General features: G+C 38.4%; 11 protein-coding genes. 5 read left to right on the top strand and 6 right to left on the bottom strand.

The window, feature by feature from the left end; genetic code table 11:
• Positions 1 to 24: 24 nt before the first annotated feature.
• The 6 genes from B2V92_RS22090 to B2V92_RS22115 form a co-directional block, all read right to left on the bottom strand.
• Positions 25 to 1,665: an Ig-like domain-containing protein gene (locus B2V92_RS22090; protein ID WP_293312199.1), complete on the bottom strand. Its 1,641-nt coding sequence runs from the start codon at positions 1,663 to 1,665 to the stop codon at positions 25 to 27.
• Between the two features lie 121 nt (positions 1,666 to 1,786).
• Positions 1,787 to 3,649 carry a tRNA uridine-5-carboxymethylaminomethyl(34) synthesis enzyme MnmG gene (gene mnmG / locus B2V92_RS22095; RefSeq protein WP_293312201.1) on the bottom strand — a complete coding sequence of 621 codons (1,863 nt, stop codon included), beginning with the start codon at positions 3,647 to 3,649 and terminating at the stop codon, positions 1,787 to 1,789.
• A gap of 201 nt (positions 3,650 to 3,850) precedes the next feature.
• Complete coding sequence (locus B2V92_RS22100) at positions 3,851 to 5,713, bottom strand: ABC-F family ATP-binding cassette domain-containing protein (RefSeq protein WP_293312203.1); 1,863 nt, start codon at positions 5,711 to 5,713, stop codon at positions 3,851 to 3,853.
• A 453-nt stretch (positions 5,714 to 6,166) separates the two neighbouring features.
• Positions 6,167 to 6,799: a GIN domain-containing protein gene (locus B2V92_RS22105; protein WP_293312205.1), complete on the bottom strand. Its 633-nt coding sequence runs from the start codon at positions 6,797 to 6,799 to the stop codon at positions 6,167 to 6,169.
• Positions 6,800 to 7,141: 342 nt separating this feature from the next.
• A complete protein-coding gene (ybeY, locus tag B2V92_RS22110; RefSeq protein WP_293312207.1) occupies positions 7,142 to 7,579 on the bottom strand; it encodes an rRNA maturation RNase YbeY in 438 nt (145 codons plus the stop codon).
• 130 nt (positions 7,580 to 7,709) lie between these two features.
• Complete coding sequence (locus B2V92_RS22115; RefSeq protein WP_293312209.1) at positions 7,710 to 11,027, bottom strand: DUF4175 family protein; 3,318 nt, start codon at positions 11,025 to 11,027, stop codon at positions 7,710 to 7,712.
• Between the two features lie 370 nt (positions 11,028 to 11,397).
• Here B2V92_RS22115 and B2V92_RS22120 point away from each other — a divergent pair, with 370 nt between their 5' ends.
• From B2V92_RS22120 to B2V92_RS22140, 5 genes are all read left to right on the top strand, one after another.
• Positions 11,398 to 11,886 (top strand): sigma-70 family RNA polymerase sigma factor, encoded by a 489-nt coding sequence (locus B2V92_RS22120; protein ID WP_293312211.1) that lies wholly within the window; start codon positions 11,398 to 11,400, stop codon positions 11,884 to 11,886.
• A gap of 128 nt (positions 11,887 to 12,014) precedes the next feature.
• Positions 12,015 to 13,073, top strand: a complete 1,059-nt coding sequence (locus tag B2V92_RS22125) for a FecR family protein (protein ID WP_293312213.1) — start codon at positions 12,015 to 12,017, stop codon at positions 13,071 to 13,073.
• A gap of 41 nt (positions 13,074 to 13,114) precedes the next feature.
• Positions 13,115 to 16,222: a SusC/RagA family TonB-linked outer membrane protein gene (locus tag B2V92_RS22130; protein WP_293312214.1), complete on the top strand. Its 3,108-nt coding sequence runs from the start codon at positions 13,115 to 13,117 to the stop codon at positions 16,220 to 16,222.
• A 5-nt stretch (positions 16,223 to 16,227) separates the two neighbouring features.
• Entirely contained in the window at positions 16,228 to 17,664 is a 1,437-nt protein-coding gene (locus tag B2V92_RS22135; protein WP_293312215.1) for a RagB/SusD family nutrient uptake outer membrane protein, read from the top strand.
• A gap of 12 nt (positions 17,665 to 17,676) precedes the next feature.
• A partial coding sequence (locus B2V92_RS22140; protein WP_293312217.1) for a DUF4843 domain-containing protein occupies positions 17,677 to 18,037 on the top strand: 361 nt, incomplete at its 3' end.

An 18,037-nucleotide genomic window follows, 5' to 3' on the forward strand; every position in this document is an offset into this window, starting at 1 on the left:
AATAAATTCAGGGTGACGGCTTTTTTATGGCGTAGGAGGTGGTATCACCAATGGGTCTTCGCGTTCCCAGTTTGGTTTTAAATCCAATAAGGCTTTTAAATACCATACTTTTTCAGGTTGGTAACCCCCTTTAACACTACCGGTATCCCAGATTCCGTTTTTATTTTCATCGTAAACTACCCTTAACATATATTTCCCTGCGGGATACTTTGAAAAGGTAATCTTCGAATTTTTATTGATCGGATACGATTTTATAATGTCTTTTTTCTCGGTTAAGAACTGCACCACATAATTTTTACTCGTATCGGGCACAGTTACATTTAATACAAGTGTGGTGTATGCATCCTGGCTTTCAAGCGTAAATTTCTTAGGTATATCTTTGTTCTTGGCATTAAAGATAGCGGTAAAAGCACCTGCACCTAACTTTAAATCATAAGTTCTTTTAACCTTCCACGGGTATTTTATATAGTATTTCTGTTGATCAACACTGTCTTTTATCAGTTCGAAGTTAGTGCGTTTTACCGAATCTTCGAGCAAGGTAATTTTAGATGGATCTGCAGCTGTCATCGGAAAAGGAAATATTAACGTAAGCTGCTGGAAGGGATTTAATTTTCCTCCCGAAAGGTTATCGTTAATGGTTACATCGCGTGTATAGGTATCTTTTTTACCACGGGTAAAGTTCAGGGTCTGTAATACTTTTCCCTGGTCCTGGATGGCCAGTTTTACCGAATCGAAGCTTAAATCCTTTAACCATACTTTTGCGGTGTCGTTGTTCTTTGAAAAATGTACATACTTACCCACATCAACAGCAGGAGGATCGGTAACCGTAATTTTAGGGCTTTTAAGCTGCTGATTGAAGTTAATTGATATACTTCCATCATTATTAAGTTTTCTGTCGACCACGCGGAATTCTGGGGCCAATTCTTTAAATATCTGCAGGTTGATGTTATCCAGGTTTTTATCAATTACAATAGGATCTTTAATGAAGCCTACCTCGTCCGAAACCTGCTGATAGATCTTATCGCCACCACCGCTACTTTCTTTAATAGCATAAACTTTATAGGTGCCTTTTCTCAGGTTATTTAATTTATAAGTTCCGGCGCTATCGGTAGTTGCATAAATGGAAGGGCGTTTCTTTCCAAAAATGGTATCTCTTTCTAAAGGAAGAATTAAAACCGTAACATCTTTTTCAGCTTCGTCGCTCAGCGAATTGATCACTTTACCGCTGATGGAAAGCGAATCAATTTCAGGTCCGGTAGAAAAAACGTAAGATAAATTTTTAACTACATTACCTTCATTTACATCGGCAATCGCTTTACCAAAATTTAAGGTATAAGTTGTATTTTTTTCCAGAGAATCCTGAAGTGCAATTTCGAGTCTTTTCTGACGCTTCTTTAAAACCGGAAGTTTTTCCTGGTCGGGAGAAATAGAAAATTCCTTAAACTCATCTTTGATATTAAAATACTCATCAAACTCAATTACGATTTTTTTTGCGTTAAAATTCCTAGTCTGATTTTTTGGTGTCATACTTAAAACTTTTGGTGGCTTGGTATCTTTTGGTCCACCCTGTGGGCTTTGGATACTCGCACAACCAAAAAATAGGAGCAGGGCTGAAAAAGCCGATAAAATTTTAAGGTTAAAATACTGATCTTTTAAATTTGGCATATTTTAAACGTTCTGACGAATTTTTATACTTTTTGGAACTCTAACATTAAAAAATCTTTTTATTGCTTTATATCGATTTATTTAAAGTCTATTTTTATTTAGTTAAGTATTTGATAATCAGTTACTTATTAATATAGACCATTAAAACCGATATATCTGAGGGCGAAACACCTGAAATCCTTGAAGCCTGACCTAAAGTGCGTGGTTTTATCTTAAATAATTTTTCACGGGCCTCTTTTGAAATGGAAACAATTTTATTATAATCAAAATCTGGTTTGATTTCTTTGTCTTCCATTTTCAGCATCTTCGCTACAATTTCATTTTCTTTCTCAAAATAGCTTTCGTATTTAATTTTGATTTCGGCCTGCTCAATTGTTTCATTATCTAAATCTTTTGTAGCTTCAGCTAAGGGTTTACTTACTTTAATCAGATCCTGTAAACCAACGTGCGGTCTTCCAACCAGACTATGGATTTTTACATTTTGATTTAAAGCGCTCGATCCTAAACTTTCGAGCATCGGATTTGCATCGCCCATTTCTATACCCTGGTTTTTGGTAAACTTAACGAGTGCATCTGCATTTGCAATTTTCTGATTTACCTTTTCTAAACGCTCATCAGAAATTAATCCCAGCTCATGGCCAATAGGAGAGAGGCGGATATCCGCATTATCCTGTCTCAATAATAAACGGTGTTCGGCTCTTGAAGTGAACATGCGATAAGGCTCTTCGGTTCCTTTAGTTACCAGGTCATCAATTAAAACACCGATATAACTTTCTGATCTTTTCATGATCAGTTCGTGTTTATCATTGATTTTTTGGTGTGCATTTATTCCCGCCATAAAACCTTGACAAGCGGCTTCTTCATATCCTGTAGTTCCGTTGATTTGCCCAGCCAAAAATAAATTGCTGATCAATTTAGTTTCTAAGGTTAACGATAATTGGGTAGGTGGGAAGAAATCGTATTCGATGGCATAACCTGGTCTGAACATTTTTGCCTGCTCAAAACCTGGTATTAATCTTAGTGCTTTGAATTGTACATCCTCCGGAAGGGAAGTTGAAAATCCATTTACATAAATTTCACAGGTGTTCCATCCTTCAGGTTCAACGAAAATCTGGTGACGATCGCGCTCTGCAAAACGGTTAATTTTGTCTTCAATGGATGGGCAATACCTCGGTCCTAAACCTTTAATGCGACCGGTAAACATTGGTGATTTTTCGAATCCTTCTTTCAAAGTTTCGTGTACTTCGCTATTGGTATAAGTAATCCAGCAGCAGCGTTGGTCAGTAGTAACGGGCGTATCTGTGAAAGAGAATTTACTTCTATCTTCATCGCCCCATTGCTCTTCCATTTTAGAATAATCCAAACTTCTTCCGTCAACGCGGGGGGGAGTACCAGTTTTCATACGACCAGATTCCATACCAAGCTCTACCAATTGTTCGGTAATTCCTGTTGAAGATCTTTCTGCTGTTCTACCACCACCAAACTTTTTCTCTCCAATGTGGATCACACCATTCAAAAAAGTTCCATTGGTAAGTACCACTGCTGTGCTTTCGATCTCAATACCTAAAGATGTTTTAACGCCATATACGGTATTATCTTTCACCAACAAACCGACAACACTGTCTTGCCAGACATCTACATTAGGTGTGTTCTCTAAGGCTAATCTCCATTCTTCTGCAAAGCGCATTCTATCAATCTGTGCCCTTGGGCTCCACATTGCAGGGCCTTTAGATTTATTCAGCATTCTGAATTGAATGGTCGATTTATCTGATATAATTCCGGAGTATCCACCTAGTGCATCAACCTCGCGAACAATCTGGCCTTTAGCTACACCACCCATTGCGGGGTTACAACTCATTTGGGCAATGGTGCCCATATTCATTGTTATTAGTAAAACAGATGATCCTAAGTTGGCAGCAGCAGCAGCAGCTTCACAGCCTGCATGGCCTGCACCAACAACAATCAAATCGTATTTTGAAAACATTTTATTATATATTTCTTTAATGTTCCACGTGGAACAATTTGTTTTTGTTTAATTTTTACCCTGTATTAACTCTAGTAAAATAAAAGATTTAGTTTCTTTTGCTTTACCCTTCGACTACGCTCAGGGTGACAGTTCTCTTTAATTTTGCTAATGTTCCACGTGAAACATAACGTGGAAAACAGGATAGAATTGTTTAGTATTCTATTCTGAAAGCTCCAGCCAGCGCATAGTATATTCATCCAGTTTCGCTTGCAGGTTTTCTATCTCACTCGAAATTTCCTGAATTTTTACATAGTCTGTTGCATCGATATTGTTTAGGGTTTTGGTGAGGTTGGCTATTTTAGCTTCTGCTTCTTCCATACCTTTTTCGCTATCTTCTAATTCTTTTTGCTCTTTAAAACTTAATTTTTTTGCAGCTTTAACCGGTGCTTGCTCTATAACGGTGGTAGGATTTTTCTTGGTTTCTGGTTTAGCTTTTGGTTGCTCTAAACTTAAGCGGTATTCAGAATAGTTACCATTATAAATTTTAACAACACCTTCGCCTTCCATGATAAATAGCTGATCGCTCATTTTGTCGAGCAGATACCTATCGTGAGATACCAGCATTAAAATGCCCGGGAAGTTTTCTAAAAATTCTTCAAGTACATTTAGGGTGTCGATATCCAAGTCGTTTGTTGGCTCATCCAGAATTAGGAAGTTTGGATTTTGCATCAACACTTTCATCAGGTTCAAACGTTTCTTTTCACCACCACTTAATTTCTCAACCATACCATGTTGTTTCTTTGGCGGAAATAGAAATAAAGTTAATAGGGCAGAAGCTGTGATCACTGAACCATCTGCCATCTTGATAAATTCGGCATCCGATTTTACAATATCAATTACACGTTCTTTTGGATCGAAAGTTAAACCGCCCTGTTTATAATAACCAAATACGGTAGTTTCTCCAGTATCTACGGTTCCGCTATCTGGCTTTAAATTGCTGGTAATGATATTTAAAAGTGTAGATTTTCCTGTTCCATTTTTTCCTGCCAAGCCAATACGATCACCTTTTTTAAAGGTGTAGCTAAAATCGTTTATAATAGGGCGGCCATCAAATGCTTTTGCTACGTGTTCAACCTCAATAATCTTCCCACCTTGGCGAGACATCTTCATTTGTAGGTTAATACTCTGATTATCAGACTTTTTCTTTGATTTTTCCTCTAATTCGTAAAAAGCATTGATTCTGGCGTTAGATTTTGTTCCACGAGCCTGTGGCATGCGCCTCATCCACTCCAATTCTTTCTTTAATAGCTGTTGGTTCTTATGTAAAACAGTGGCGTCTAACGCTTCTCTTTCCGATTTTTTCTCCAGGTAGTAAGCATAGTTTCCGTTGTAGTTAAAAATTTTACCTCTATCCAGTTCTACTATCGTGTTGCAAACGTTATCCAAAAAGTACCTATCGTGGGTTACCAATAGAATTGTTTTTTGTCCGGTGGTTAATAGTTTTTCCAGCCATTCAATGGTATCAATATCCAAATGGTTGGTTGGCTCATCAAGCACCAAGATTTCAGGATCTTCGATCAACAATTTAGCTAAAGCCAAACGTTTCTTTTGCCCACCCGATAGGGTAGATATTTTCTGTTGAAGATGGGTAATGCCCATCCGGTTGAGGATGGTTTTAATTTCATGCTCATATTCCCAGGCATTATGCTCGCTTAATTCTTCATACAAACGGTTAAGCGTTTTTTCATCCGGATTGGGGTCTTCGATCAGTTCTTCATATTCCTTAATCAGCTGTTGTTGTTTATTCTCCAGAGAAAAAATATGATCGCTAATTGAAAAGCCTTCGGTAAACTGAGGTTCCTGATCAAGAAAACCAATTTTAACGGCTTTGTTTTTTACAATTTTACCTTCAAGCGGAGGGAACCTTTCGGCAAGTAATTTCAAAAGTGTACTCTTACCTGCACCATTGATTCCAACCAACGCTACACGCTGACCAGAGTTGATACCCAGGGTTAAATTTTTAAATAGCCATTCGTCATGGTAACCATGTCCTAAGCCTTCTGCCGCAATTAGTGTGCTCAATTTTTTTGTATTTCGGATTTATAAAGGAAAATTAGTGCAAAGGTAAGTATAAATTAGTTGCAACGGCATATTCAATGTTGAAAGGACTTCTGTATCAGGTAAAAATGGCAAAAACTTGATTGATGGGTAGCCACAGATGCACGTGTTAGGACGGAATATTTAATTTGTTTGTTTTGTTGCCATCTTTGCCACAGAGACACATATTAAAACGGAAAAGCCTTTTATTCGTTTTGTCATCCTGGGCGGAGACGAAGGATCTTTATTTGGCTACTTCTTTTTGTGTATTAGCTTTTTTTGCCGTGGATGCACAGATTTGCATGGAAGGTAATTGGTTCAGTAGTTCACTGGTTCATTCGGTATTGGTAAAGTAGCTATAAAACAAAACAGCGGTTGGACTCGCTCCACCGCTGCTTCAATCATTAACTAAAACTAAACTTTTATCTTTTGTGATGCTTAGAAGATGGCTTCTAAAACATCAGCTTTAATATCATTATATCTGTTTGCATTGTAAGTTGCAATTGGTGCTGCGCTTATATTGCTATCAGTTGCGGTGAAATCGTTTGTATTTACTTTTGCAACTGCTCCTAAAACTGCTGAATAACTTTCGGTAGAACCACTTAATGTTAAACTCGATGCACCGTTAATACTTGTATTTAGGTTTACTGTATTTGCTTTGATATCGGCAGTGGCACCATCATTTAAAACCACGTCCAGGTTTAACAGGTTAAAATTTCCGGCTGTTTTAACACTCGAAATGTTTGATGCTTCGATAGCAGTAAGGTTATTTATGTGAGCGATTACGGTTAGGGGTTCTTTAGTGAAAGAACTGATCCTTAATTCGCCATCCTGTTGTTGTACCAATGCATTTTTTGCGTAGTAGTTATCGTAAACCTGAACGCTTTCTTTGGCATCCTGAACTAAAATTACTTTCACGTTTCCACTCACTTTAATTTTAGTGATGTTTTTAACCGAAGTAATATTGGTGTAATTGCTGTTGTTTTCGTTTGCATTTGCTGCAACGCTTGCAGTACCTAAAATGATTGTTGTTAAGGCTGCTGCGAATAAGGTTTTAATAGAAGTTCTCATGACTTTATATTTTAAATTTTTAAATCTTTTTTGTGTTTTTTCGAATATAAGACTGAGGCAAACAGGAAAAGTTGCAGGCAGATTGGCTGTATTATACCAGCAGAGTGTAATTGTCGACGAACGCCCGTAACTTTTAGACGAACGCTCATAAAAAATGAAAGGAGCAGGAGGGTATTTTGCTTTTAACTAGGAAGTTATGGTAATGGGAATGTCATGAAAGGAAGTCAAAACGTTCGTCATTTCGAGCGGAGTGCAACGAAGTCGAGAAATCTATTTCGAGATAGATCTCTCCATTCCACTGCGTTCCAGTCGAGATGAAAGACGAATGGTGGAGGCTAGTTGCTAAATCAATCCAAATTCAGTTCTATAGCCTAAATGTTCATCTTCTTTTTGTGTCATTAGGGTTTTGGCGGCTTTTCCTTTGTCTTTATAACCCAATAAGTGCAGGGTTCCGTGCATCATGATGCGGCAAACCTCATCAAATTCGGACGTTTTAAAGATTTTTGCATTTTCTTTTACGCGTTCAATGCTGATGAAAATATCACTTACTATCTGCTTTTCTTCTTCAGAATTATCGAAAGTAATGATATCGGTATAAGTATCGTGGTTTAAATACTGCTGATTGATGCCTAAAAGATATTCGTCGCTGCAGAAAATGAAATTGAGTTCCTGTAATTTGTAATCTTCTTTTTCAATGCTGGCTTTGATCCACTTTTTGATTTTAAGTTTTTGTGGAAGATTATAGCTAACAGATTCGTTGAAGAAAGATATTGCAGGCATAATGTTGTTGTTTATGCTGCAAATTTAGGAAAAATTTAAAGCGGTACGTCACCCTGAATTTATTTCAGGGTCTTTCATGCAAGATAGATCTCTCCATTTCGCTGCGTTTCGGTCGAGATGACGAGTTTATTTATTGACTAATATTCAATGATTTTAAATACTCGGCAATTTTATTTTTATAGTAGTAATTTAAGCTTGGAGGCAGTTTTTGCAGCATATCGTTTCCATTTTGTTGCTGTTTTTTAAACTGATCTACCATTTTTCGGTAAGATGGCGGAAACTCTTTAGCTGCTTTGCTTTCGCGTTTCGAATCTTCTTCCTGGTCGCGTTCTGCTTTTTCTGCTTCTAACAGCTTGGTTAGCAGATCTTTCTGTCTGTTTAAAGTTTCCTGTTGTAAACGCTTGTTAACCAGATCGCTCTCTGTTTGTTTCATTTCCTTAATGGCCTCGTTCAGGTTACCCATTTTACCAGTACCATCCTTATTTTCCTCGCGGTTGATTTTTTCCAGCGCCTGGCGGATCATTTGTTGCTGTTGCGCCATTTTACCAAATTCCTGGCTCATTTGTCCTTTACCTACGGTGCCTTGGTTACCGCCTGATTTCTGCATCTGTTCGCGAGCCTGCTGCATACTTTTATTCAGCTTATCCTGCATTTGCGAAAGCTGTTTCATACCCTGCTTCTGTTTTTTTCCACTGCCACCTTTGCCATTTTTCTGCATGTTCTGCAACTGGTTTAAAGCTTCGCTCAGCATCAAAGTGAGGTTATTGATAGAAGTCATGGTAAATTGCTGGAAACGGTTGGCTTCTGCTGTTCTTCTATCGCCGAGGCTTTCTAAACTTTTATCGAGGTTAAAATTGATTTTATTCATTTCCTCGTTAACCGTCGATTCTATCTGTGGAACACGTTTGCTTAAGCTGTATAAACTATCGGCTATGGTTTTAAGATTATCTTTAATGCTGCGCTGTTTCTGTACGTTAGTGGTATATGATGGGTCGGTAGCAGTCATTTTCTTTAAGGTCAGCATCACCTTTTCCTGATCGAAAGATGTAGTGAGCAGGTTTTCTAATAAGCGGCGTAATTCTTTGGCATTCAGGTTATTTTCCATTTCTTCGCCCTCCTGTTGCATATCGCTCATCTTTTTGGATAATTTTTCCATCTGCTCGGCCGCTTTCTGCTGTTTCTGGCTGGCACTTTTAGAATCTTTTTTATCTAAGGCATCCTTACTGTCCTGTTGTTCTTTTTGTATGTCCTGAACGTCTTTTTCAGGGTTTTCGAAAGGATTTGGTCTTTCTAAGCCCTTATTTTTTTCCTCCAGCTTTTTAAGATCATCTTTCAGGTCTTTCATTTCCTTATTAAGCGCATCCTGTTTTTGCTTTAGGGCTTCATTATCCTGTTTTTTATCATTTGTTTGCTCTGATAGTTCTTTCTGTTCTTTGGCAAGTTCATTTAAACGATCGATATCTGCCTGAAGGTTCTGCTCAAATTCCAACTGTTTATAGAGTTCTAAAATACGGTCTAATTCATTTTTGAGCGTTTTATTATCCAATTGCATTTTAGAAAGTTCATCCTGGGTTTGATCTTTATTTTTCTCGTTCATCAGGTTCTGCAGTTTCTGCAACAGTTCTTTGGTTTTTTCATCCAGTACATTGTCGAACAGGTCTTTAATCTGCTTTTGTTTTTCTAAAAGCTCTTCTGTCTGTTTCTGGTCTTCCTGCTGCTGGATATTTTTGTCATTCTGATCTTTAATCTCTTTTACCGCTTCATCAAGCTGTTTCTGCTTATCCAAAAGGGCTTCAATCTGCTTTTTATCCTCAAAAGAGATCTGTTTTTTATCGATCAGGCTTTCGGCAACTTTTTTACTTTCCTTTTCGATGGTATTGGCCAAACGGATGGCCGATTGTACTTTCTGTTTTAATGCCTGGTTACTGGCATTTACCTGTTCGGCAGTTTCCCTTTTGGTAGGCTGTTTAAAGGTTTTAACTTCCGATCGTGTAACTTTTGCTCCATTAACACCATCGTTATCGGCTACTTCGAAATAATATTCAATTTCCTGTCCGGGTTTGGCTGCAGCGGTTTTTAAATCCCAGAAATAAAAGAAAGTATTTTCGGTTACGTTGCTCTTAATTGCAATATTTTTGGCGAATGAACCAATAATCCGGTTATTTTCTTTGATGTTGTATTTAAAGCTTAAACGGCTAAAACCATAATCGTCGGTAACATTGCCACTGAAATACAAAGCCTTTTTGCTAACGGAATCTGGTTTTTCTTCTACGCTAATCCCTGGCGACTGATCTTTAACCACGGTAATCTGGTGTGATAAAGAATCGCGGAGGGTTACGAATTCATTTTTAGGGGTAACGCTGTATTTTGAATTGTTTTTGATTGTAGCATTGAAAGCTGATTCATTATCTTCGACTTTTAAAACGTTCTCGGTACCATTAAGAATAAACAAAATCGAATTGCTTTTTCCTGTTTTGAAGTTCCAGGTAACCTTTGTTCCTTCGGGCAGGAGCATGTCGCCAACATTGGCAACCTGTTCCGGTTTTTTGCCAAGATAAGCGGGAAAATTTAAAGTTGCAGCTGCGTTAAGCAACTCCGGACGTGGTTTAACGGTAAGAATAAATGCTGAAGAACTGAAACCTCCGCCTTTAAAAATCAGTTTTTTATCGTTCTGGATATTTTTTATGCTGTAATTAAAGTTGCTGATGTTCTCTTTTTGAAGTTTGTAGGTATTTTTTCCGTCTTCAACGTAAATTTCTGCAGGAATCTGGTCACCTGATAGTTTCAGGTTTATGGTTACATCATCACCCTGGGTAACGGTTAAACTTTTATTTAAAACCGTAAAACTGAAAGGGGCCTTTGGTGCAATGTATTCATCGTATTTGAAAAAACTATTCGTACCCTCGCGCAAAATGGCCGGTGCGATGATGGCGATGAGTAAAATGATAGAAAGCGGAACAAAAAGATACTTTAAATATTTTCGGTTATCGTTGATGCTAACGGCGGTATAAAAGGGAACGGGCTTAAGTTCGAGGATTTTTTGATCAATACTGGCAATAATGAGGTGGTTGTTATTGGGCTGATTTTCTGATAAGCGGTGAAGCTGAAGCGTATTAAGCAATTTATCCTTAATATCGGAAAAGTGGTTTCCGATGATAACCGATGCTTCATCAAAAGTAAGGTGTTTGCCCAATTTCAACATCGATAAAAGTGGTTTTACTATAAGGAAACCCACCAACAATATTCCGATCAAGAGATAAGCGAAAAATATAAAAGTTTTAAAACCCGCGGTAGGATTGAGGTAATAAAGGCTTAAAAAAACCAGCAGATACAGGGCCAAAAGTATTGCAGCGGTATAAATACTGCCCCGCAAAATTTTATTGAGGTAAAATTTGCGGATAAACTCATCAATCTTCCGTAGTAATTCACTGTAGTTATTGCTCACCATATCACCGTAAATGTAAAAATTGTTCCAATCAATTAAAAGGAAACCGGCAATTGGATAACGTGTTTATTACAAATCGGTTATCAAATAGGATTATTTGAGTGTTTTTATCTAAAATGGTATAAAAACAGGGGTTTTGGTAAAAATTAGTCAAACGTTTGTTTTAAAGCTAGGAACCGGTTTTTGGCCAAAATTCTGTTAAAAATTTAATATTGGGTTGATTCTTACTTAATGAAAAAATATCTTTGGCTTATCATCCGCTCCGAATAACTAATAAAATCATCCTTTTTTATTTTCTCAGGAATCCCAATTAATGGACTATGTTGCTGATTTAGCGTCGGGTTGCTTACAAACTTTTCAAACTGTTTACGGTTTGTTCAACCAAAAACTTTATGCCTATATACTGAAAAAAACAGGTTCAGCTTATATGGCAGAAGAGGTGGTGCAGCTCACTTTTATCAGGCTTTGGGAAAAGAGGGAAAATTTATCATCAGAATACAGTTTATCGGCCCAGGTTTTCCGCATTGCGGGAACAATATTGATCGATCAGCTTAGAAAAGAAGCCGTTGGCAAAAAACATTTATCAGTAATAGAAAATGATTATGCGCTACAGGTGGAGGTAAACCAGCCGGAAATGCTGAATGCCCTTGAAGCGGCTATTGAACAGATGGCGCCTGTAAGGAAAAAGGTATTTAAATTGAGCAAAATTGAAGGTTATTCGTATAAAGAAATAGCAGAAATGCTTTCTATTTCCCCAAAAACTGTCGAAAATCATATTTCGCAGGCTTTAAAACAACTCAGGGCCGCATTTTCTTCTATTATTTCACTTGCGGTGATAATGTCGACCATTATCAATAAATAATTAATAGTTTTTGGATTTATCCAGTTAAAATTTGTCCATTCAGACCGCTTTATCGAATTTTTTAACAATTATTTTAAAATAATTTAGCTGCACTAGGGGTAAAGCACTTTCAAAAACGTAATGTAGTTATGCAAATCAACCAAAAGCTTGTTGAGCAGTTTTTTGCCGGCCAGTGTACTGCCGAGGAAGCCCGCATGGTAAGTAAATTTTTAGCGGATGATAACAACCGTGAAATTTATTTAAACAGCGAGGAATGGGAGCACTTTGAGCCGAAAGAAAAAGTTGATGCTGAAATATCCGACAGGATTTATGTAAACATACTTGATCATATCCACAATGTAAAAGAAACCAGGCGGATCCGTTTGCGTTATCTGGCTTACGCAGCTTCAGTAGCGTTGATTTTTACGGTTGGTTTATTGACTTATAATTTTAACAGTAGGCAAGTTTCGAAATCAGATGTTGCTACTTTGAAACAACATGGAACTTCTACCAGAATAGCGAAATTTTTAACAAATACGTCAGATACAAAACAGATTTATACACTGCCTGACGGATCTATCGTTGAGCTTGATCCAAATAGCGAAGTGAGTTATTTTCCCTTCGATCAGGGAAAAAGGGATATTGCTTTAAATGGTCAGGCATTATTCAGGGTACATAAAGATAAAACCAAGCCATTTACCGTTTTTGCCAATAACCTGGCAACCACCGCTTTGGGGACCGTTTTTAAAATTACAGCTTTCAAAAAAGACCTTTATACAAGGGTAAGATTGATTGAAGGAAAAGTAGTGGTTAAACCACAGCAAAAACTATTATCGGCAGGCGTTAAAACAGTGTATCTATTACCCGGCAAAGAATTTTCGGTCAATATGCAAACTTACGCCGCAAATGTTAGGGCATTTAATATCGAACAGCCTAAGAAATTGGAGACACTAGATCAAAATAAAGCCATTATTACCGAAAGTGCTATTATTTTCGATAACGAACCACTGGCCGGTGTTTTCGATGCACTTGAAAATAAATTAAACATTAAAATAAAATATACTGCAGTACAATTAAACAGAAAGGTATTTACAGGACAATATGAATTCGGACGCGATGACATTGATTCCTTCTTAAGTATGCTCTGTTCTCTCAATAATCTGACTGTAGAAAAAACAGAGGTAGGATATACGATAAAGAAGAAGTAAAAATAAAAACCAAACACAACTAGACTAAACCAACTAACTTCATGATCAAAATTTTTACTAAAAGGAACGTTCCAAAACGTGCCTTACTGCTGCTGCTTTGCCTTTATTATGGCTTTAGCGCCTATGCACAGGTACCAGCTGTAAAGGGAATTGTTAAGGATGCGAAAGAAACCATTATTGGTGCAACCATCGTTGCCCAGAACATTCAAACAGGGGCCAAAACAACCACATCATCTGATAAAAACGGCGTCTTCAGCTTTTATAAATTAGGAGCAGGAAGCTACAAATTTACCATCAATTTTATCGGCTATGAATCTAAAACGGTTAACGGGCTGGTTAAGGACGGAGGAACTTTTTCGCTTTCGGTAATTTTAAAGGAAAGTGTTACCAATTTTGATAAAGATGTAGTGGTAACGGGTATTATGACCAGAAAAAAAGAGTCGTTTACCGGTGCGGCAGCCTCTTTTTCGGGCGATGACCTCAAAATGCTCTCAAACCAGAACGTAATACAAAGTTTGCGGACGCTGGATCCTTCTTTTATACAGATTGAAAATAACGCAGCAGGTTCTAACCCAAATGTACTTCCAACGATTGAATTAAGGGGGCAAACGAGTATATCGACCAATACGTTAAGGGACCAGTTTTCTACAGATCCGAATCAGCCTTTGTTTATTCTGGATGGTTTTGAAACATCGTTAAGGACCATTGTTGACCTGGATATGAATACGGTAGCCTCCATCACGATTTTGAAAGATGCGGCCTCGACGGCAATTTATGGTTCGAGGGCATCGAATGGGGTTATCGTTATCGAGACTAAAAAGCCTTTACCGGGCAAACTCAGGATAAGTTATACTTCGGATTTAAGGGTAGAATTACCCGATCTGGGATCGTATAACATGATGAACGCCTCAGAAAAACTGCAGTTCGAGAAACTGGCAGGCCGTTATGCAACTACAATTGCCGATAGACAGATGGCGTTGGATACGGTGTATGCCTCGCGACTTAAAGAAGTTTTGCGTGGGGTAGATACCTATTGGCTTTCGCAGCCTTTACAAACCGGATTTTCCCAGCGGCATTCCATTTCGGCATCTGGTGGTGATGACAATGTACGGTACGATCTTGGTGCCAACATCCGTAAGAACAATGCAACCATGATTGGCTCAAAACGTGATGATTGGGGCACCAACCTTACTTTAACCTATCGTTCGGGTATATTTAATTTTAGCAATAGGGCCTACATCAGCGGATCGGAAGCGGCAGATTCTCCTTATGGTCTTTTTTCCGACTGGGTAAAAACAAATCCATACTACCGGTTATTGGACGCAAGCCATAAATACCTGGAAATTGTACCCTCGCCAACGGTATATGGAACAGATCTGATTAATTACAACAATACCAATTATAACGAAGTGATCCCGAATCCTTTTTATAATGCGGCATTAAACAGTTATGGAAAGAATTCCAGTTTTAACTTACAGGATAATTTCCAGGCGATTGCCGATTTAACGAGCGAACTGCGTTTTCAGATCAATGCACAGATCAATAAATCAATTACAGAATCAACCAATTTTATTTCCCCGCTTAATACAAAATACGACGGTATTGATGATCCACTGTTAAAAGGAGATTATACCTATAGCAAACTTGCGGGCTTAAGTTATACAGTTAACGCCGGGTTTTCTTATGCAAAAGTATTTGCAAACAAACATTCGGTTACGGCAAATTTAAGGGCAGAGGTTAATCAGACAAACCAATCGGTAAATGGTTATACGGCAACCGGTTTTCCTGCTGCCGCGAATGGAAACCCTGCTTTTGCCTATGGTTTTAAAACGAGTTCGGTGCCAAATGCGGCAAATTCGTTAACGCGCCGCAATTCTGCTGTGGCAGCGGTAAATTACTCTTACGATAGGAGGTACAACATTGATGTAAATTTTAATGTTGATGGATCTACAGCTTTTGGCTCCAACAGAAGATACGCTCCATATTATTCGGCCGGTTTAAGCTGGAATGTGATGAATGAGCTGTTTATGAAAAATGTAACCTGGGTAAATAACTTAAGGTTAAGGGGCAACTGGGGCGTAACAGGCAATCAGAATTTTAATAACGTTAGCGAATCGGTTTACAACTACTATTCTACGATAAACAGCTTTGGCCAGGGGATTTATTTATCAGGCTTAGGCGCTGCTGATCTGGAATGGCAAAAAACTTCGCAAACAAGTTTGGGTTTAGATGCCGGCCTTTTTGGAAACAGGATTAATTTTTATGTAAACGCCTATCAAAAAATAACCGACCCATTGGTGGTTGCCATTACCCTGCCATCATCAACAGGTTTAAGTAATTTCCCCTTTAACGCAGGCGCTTCTACGGTAAAAGGTTTGGAAGCCAGTTTTAAATTCTCCCCGATATTTAATCCTGGCCAGGTGGTTTGGACATTGGGCATTACCGGGGCAACATCTACCCAGAAATACAGCAATTTCGATAATAAGCTTAATAGTTTAAATAACCAGTTAAGGAACAGCAATTCGCTAACACGTTACCGCGATGGTTATAGTTCGAACGATTTATGGGCAGTACCATCATTGGGCATTGATCCGGCAACAGGGAAAGAAGTGTTTTTAGCGGCGAATGGTCAATATACCTTCGTTTACAGTTCGGCTGATCAGGTTGTGGTAGGAAGTTCGAGGCCAAAAGCCGAGGGTGTTTTTAGCTCAAACCTGTTTTACAAGGGCTTTAACTTTGGTGTTTCGGTAAGGTATATCTGGGGCAAAAGCGAGTTTAACACAGCGCTGTACAACAAGGTCGAAAACATATCATACACTTCGCTACGCTACAACCAGGATAAACGGGCTTTGTACGATCGATGGAAAACCCCGGGAGATATAGCCGAATTTAAAAGCATTGCGGTAAATAATACCTCACCAATGTCGTCAAGATTTATCCAGACAGAAACCTCTTTCTCGGGCGAATCGATCAATCTGGGTTACGAAATCAAGAATAAAAAGTGGCTGGATAAAGCATCGTTATCGGCCATCACCATAAATGCATACTCGAACGATATTTTTTACCTGTCAAATATCACCAGAGAACGGGGTACGGATTACCCTTATGCAAAATCAGTTTCAATGAGTATTAGGGCAACTTTTAAATAAGGATCATGAAGAAGAAAATAAACGGCTACATCATATTATTATCGGTATTAATCCTTGCTTTTTCTGGCTGTAAAAAGTGGTTGGATGTTAAACCGGAGGATAAATTTATAGAAACCCAACTGTATTCTACCCCGCAGGGTTTTGCAGATGCCAATAATGGCTTTTACATCAACAATGGCGATAATAAACTTTACGGCGCCACTTTAACCAGTACCACTTTGGATGTAATGGCACAGCTTTACCTGGTAAGCAGCGAAAATGGATCGCACTATAAAATGTCGACTTATAGCTATACTGAAGCTGCCCCAAAAGCTATAATTGATGGAATTTGGACAAATCTATACCTCAGTATCGCCAATACCAATAAATTTTTAGAAAGTTTAGAAACCTACAGAACGGTGCTGGATACCAAAACACACGACCTTTACAAAGGAGAGGCTTTGGGTTTAAGGGCATTTTACTATTTCGATCTGATGCGGATGTTTACCAAAGCTTACGCCACAGATTCGCTAACCAAGGTTTTGCCTTACTACGATAAAATCACCTATCAGATTTCTGATTATATGCCCACTACTTATGTGATGCAAAAGGTTTTGCTGGATTTAAAAAATGCAGAAGATCTTTTACAGGCAAGCGATCCGGCATACAGTCTGACTTTGGTGAGCAGGCCGAGTAATACTTATGGGCGTAATTCGAGAAATTATAAAATGAACTATTATGCTGTTAAAGCGTTACAGGCCCGTGTAAATATGTGGAAAGGTGATAAACCTGCAGCATTAGCAGCCGCCAAATCGGTTATCGGGAATCAAAGCAAGTTTCCGTGGATTACCCTTGCAGATTTAAGCACTGGTATTGGCAACAGGATTTTTGGAACTGAAATGATTTTTGGCGCCGAAAACACAAAACTGAACGATTTATATACCAGTACATTTTCTGCTGCGCTCTTTGATACCAGTATCCTGGCGCCAAATACCTCGGGATCTTTTATCAATTCTACCGTATTTGAGGGTTATGCTACCGATTATCGCAATCAATATGTTTGGCTAGTTAACGGAAGGCCTTATCCAACTTTCTTTAAATATCAGGATGTGGGCAATACTTCTTATAACACCAACCGGACTGTTCCTTTAATCAGGACGGGCGAAATGTATTTAATTGCAGCAGAATGCGAGCCTGATAATGCCGTGGCGCTCGATTACTTAAATACGTTGCGCTTAAAAAGAAATATACCAGCGCTCCCGGCAGGTACTGTTGGTCCGGCTTTAACCACGGGGATTATGAAAGAATACCGAAAAGAATTTTACGGAGAAGGGCAGTTGTTCTTTTATTACAAAAGGACCCAAACTGCTTCGGTAATATCGGGCGGAAGCAATGCGGCGGTAGCTATCACGGCTGCAAACTATACTTTTCCCGTACCATTATCAGAAACCACACCACGATAACAAAATATAATTATGAAAAGAGAATTAATTTATTGCTGTGTTTTGGCATTTGTGATGATGCTGAGCGCATGTAAAAAGGATAGATTGAATGTTTATAATGATGAAAGCGCTAAGAATAGCATTTACTTTACGAAGGCCGATACCACCAACGATGTTGCGGTAAGTTTTGGCTATTCGAAATCCAACGTGAAGGATTCTATATTGAAGCTGGTTGTACGTGCAATCGGATCACCTTACAGTTCAGACCGTACTTATAACCTAAGCATTGCCGATAGCAGTACGATGAAAGCCGGCGTGGACTACGACTTTTTAAACAAACCATTTTCTATTAAGGCAGGTAAAGTTGCGGATACCTTAAAATTAAAATTGTACA

Source organism: Pedobacter sp. UBA5917 (assembly GCF_002432345.1).
Lineage (GTDB): Bacteria > Bacteroidota > Bacteroidia > Sphingobacteriales > Sphingobacteriaceae > Pedobacter.